This window comes from Allorhizobium undicola ORS 992 = ATCC 700741, from assembly GCF_000621665.1.
GTDB classification, from domain to species: Bacteria; Pseudomonadota; Alphaproteobacteria; order Rhizobiales; family Rhizobiaceae; genus Allorhizobium; species Allorhizobium undicola.
Map to the genome: position 1 here is coordinate 1 of NZ_JHXQ01000042.1, position 3104 is coordinate 3104.

The window sequence follows — 3104 nt, forward strand, 5'->3', positions numbered from 1 at the left end:
CCGCATGCACCGACGTCACTCAACGGCGTTGCCTTCAGCTATGATCCGAATGGCAACATGGTCAACGACGGAAGTCGGCAGATCGATTACGATCTTGCAAACCGCGTCTATGCCGTCCAGGCCAACGGCTCCACGACGTCGATCGAATACGGCCCAGATGGAACCCGGTTCAAGAAGGTTGGACCGAACGGCACCACCTTCTACCCCGATGCCAGCGTCGAATATAATCCGGCGAACGACATTGCCACGCGCTACCCGCACATGGACATCAAGGTCATTGGTGGCACCAAATACTTCCTGCACCGCGATCATCTATCCTCGGTCCGTTTCGTGACCAACATGGCTGGCGAAGTTGTGGAAAGCACGCACTATGCTGTCTACGGCGAGACGACCAACAAGGCGATGACCACCCAGAAGAACTATATCGGCGAGCGCTTCGATCCTGAAACCGGCCTCATGTATCTCAACGCACGATATATGGATCCGAGATTCGGCCGCTATATTTCGCCAGATGACTGGGATCCGACAAAGGAAGGGGTCGGCACTAATAGGTACGCTTATGCGTCAAATGACCCCGTCAACAAGAGCGATCCGAACGGGCACTCTTACAGCGGAACCGAAACAAAATTTTCTGAGCAAGAAAATGATGTTGGCGTCGACGATCAGCACAGCGATCACGGTGGTTACGCAGACCATGTAGATTCAGGTTTACGTTCCTCAAATACAGCAATGACGGACGAGATTGATGCGGTTACCGGCAACGTTAATGAACCGGAGAAAGGCAAAAAGAACGACGCCAGTTTCCGTACGTCAAACGGTGATGGACCGGGACATTTAGACGCGGAAAGAAGTACTACGAACCCTGATCGATCGCCCATGGGGGCGACCGGTAATCAAAAGATGTCGACAGATAGCTATCAAATCGCCGGTGGTGACCGTTGGTATTTAGCGCGGAACCTCGGTGAGCAGCTTGTTTTAGAAGATGCGATGAATGGAGGCGGACGACGAATCATGGGCACTATGAATTTCCCCAGCGGTGGGACAAAATATGAAGTCATACAGAATGATATAACTGTTCATTATATGGTGGCACCAACTGGCATTGCTGGAGATTTTAAGTTCGTCGGGAGATAATAATAATTTCATTGCCGCTAAAACAGAATGAATGTGAGGATATCAATGGCAACTATAAAATTTGAATATGACCCTGAAGATGAATTTCATGGCCGAATATATTTGGGCATAAATTCAACAAATTTCAGAGGGGGCGGGTATTCGTGGATAAATATTTCTCAGATATCGGAATTTTCGTCGTCATTGCGAATGGTTTTGTCTCAAGAAAAGCCAGACGCAATAATTTCCGGAGGGATTTGGTGCGACGAAGTTTTGGTTGATGCGCAAGTTTATTTGCGAATATTACCGCATAACCTAACTGGTGTTCTGCGGCTTGAATGCCTAGTTGCAAGGAATATACCGAGATGGGAGGTAGATGTCGCTTCTAAGTTAGAAGCGTACTTTTTCTCAACGCATAACGACATCTTAAAGTTTTCCCGCGACATAGCTGAGATTGTACGTTCTGGAGTCGGAGGCGCAACGATTGAAGTTTTTGAAAGTCCTGATTATTCGCAATAGACTGGCTAGGATGCCATTAGATTTTTTTTGCAGTAGTCGTGCATCCATAGGAAATCTCTAGCCACACGACTACCGTACTGGCGGCGGGGAACGGTGAAGAGGTTGGCGATCGGGTCGTGGATGAATAGGTATGTATATGCCGGGAATGACCCCGTTAGGTCACTATTGTGTTGTTAGTTCCGTCGTTCATGATCCCACCACCCGCAAAGGCGGGATCTATGCGGGTGCTGCTGACCAGGCAGTTTTTAGTCTTTGGCCTGAGATGGATGGCTGTCACGAACGCCGTAATCACGTTGGACGTAACGGGGCAGGCGCCAATTTTTGCAGCATCAGCATCCGAACCGACCGTAATGCCCACGCTATCGCTATAAGGGTATCTTCCAGTGGGGGTATACACTGCACCGCCGACATACATGTTGTTCCCAGAAACGACGCCGTAATTGGCGTTCAAAACGATGGCTGTGTAGGAACCGTTATAACCTCGAACAGACGACCTCAGGAAAAAATTGCCGGTGATGAACGAGAAATCGCAATCAACAGCATTGTCCTTGCCAAACGAGACCCCGACGTTTGAGGTGTCATAATGGACCCCACGAGATTGAAACTGGGCTCCTGTATCGGGGTCAGCAACATAACCAGAGACATGGGCTCGAACGTCACCGCCATCTACCACAATGCCCTCGCATTGCTCTTCGCCACTTACGGGCGTTCCGACGTAGATGCCGTACTGCCCCCAATCGAGGCGCGGCGAAGTGATGTCAACTTGATTGCAGCCCGCGTGAAAATACATCGAAAACAGCGCCGATTTGGTCATGTCAGTAACGCCTTCGACGGCTTGAGGTATCAGACCCCTTGTGGCCACGCCGTCGAGTTTTGACTTTTTGAGTTGCGTTCCCTCTAAACCGATTTGCCATCCGGCGCTGGGGGTTTCTCCGCCGATCATAATCTCAGACGCAAAGACAGAAGGAATGAGGTTATTTCCGTTTGCGGAACTTCCCTTCACTCGAAGACCGGTGCCGAGCGACAATCCTGTCGTGAAAATCCCTAATCTACTCAGTGTCAGGACAGAGTTGTTTGTACTAGGCAGGCCCGAGTTATCGATCGTGAGACCGTCTGTACCGCCTGTGAAAATGAGTCGACCATTGCCTTCTCCTCGCAGATTGCCAACGTAGGAAGTCAATGTTTTCGCCGACGCCAAACTGACAGGCACATCAATGATGCCATCATACACCCGGCCGCCTGAAGTGAGCGCGGAAAGAAATGCCGAGAACCCTGCGTCCTCGTTGGTCCCGTCTCCATTACAATACTGCGAAACACGAACTGCCGATGCTACGACTGGCATTATGCTCTCCTTTTAGATTTCGCTTAAAAATCTGTCTGTGATTAGGCATGGAATAAGGACCCCGCAAATGGGGTGATCGGCGTCCAAACGGGCCCCCCATCTGCGATGGGGTTACAACAGCCTCCGGTTT

General features: G+C 50.3%; 3 protein-coding genes. 2 read left to right on the forward strand and 1 reads right to left on the reverse strand.

Features of this window, described 5'->3' with window-relative positions:
- Window positions 1-1134: RHS repeat-associated core domain-containing protein (locus T424_RS21555; protein ID WP_037068394.1), on the forward strand; the 1134-nt coding region annotated here is incomplete at its 5' end.
- A 45-nt stretch (window positions 1135-1179) separates the two neighbouring features.
- The gene (locus T424_RS22730) at window positions 1180-1632 is read left to right on the forward strand and encodes a hypothetical protein (RefSeq protein WP_154664989.1); all 453 of its coding nucleotides are present in this window, start codon (window positions 1180-1182) and stop codon (window positions 1630-1632) included.
- Between the two features lie 154 nt (window positions 1633-1786).
- Here the strand turns inward: T424_RS22730 and T424_RS0118635 are convergent, their stop codons facing one another.
- The gene (locus T424_RS0118635) at window positions 1787-2974 is read right to left on the reverse strand and encodes a hypothetical protein (protein WP_027489057.1); all 1188 of its coding nucleotides are present in this window, start codon (window positions 2972-2974) and stop codon (window positions 1787-1789) included.
- Between the last annotated feature and the right edge of the window lie 130 nt (window positions 2975-3104).

Excerpts from the sequence above, each read along its gene's own strand:
- T424_RS22730 (WP_154664989.1), top strand. The coding sequence starts at position 1,180 with ATGGCAACTATAAAATTTGAATATGACCCTGAAGATGAATTTCATGGC.
- T424_RS0118635 (WP_027489057.1), bottom strand. The coding sequence starts at position 2,974 with ATGCCAGTCGTAGCATCGGCAGTTCGTGTTTCGCAGTATTGTAATGGA.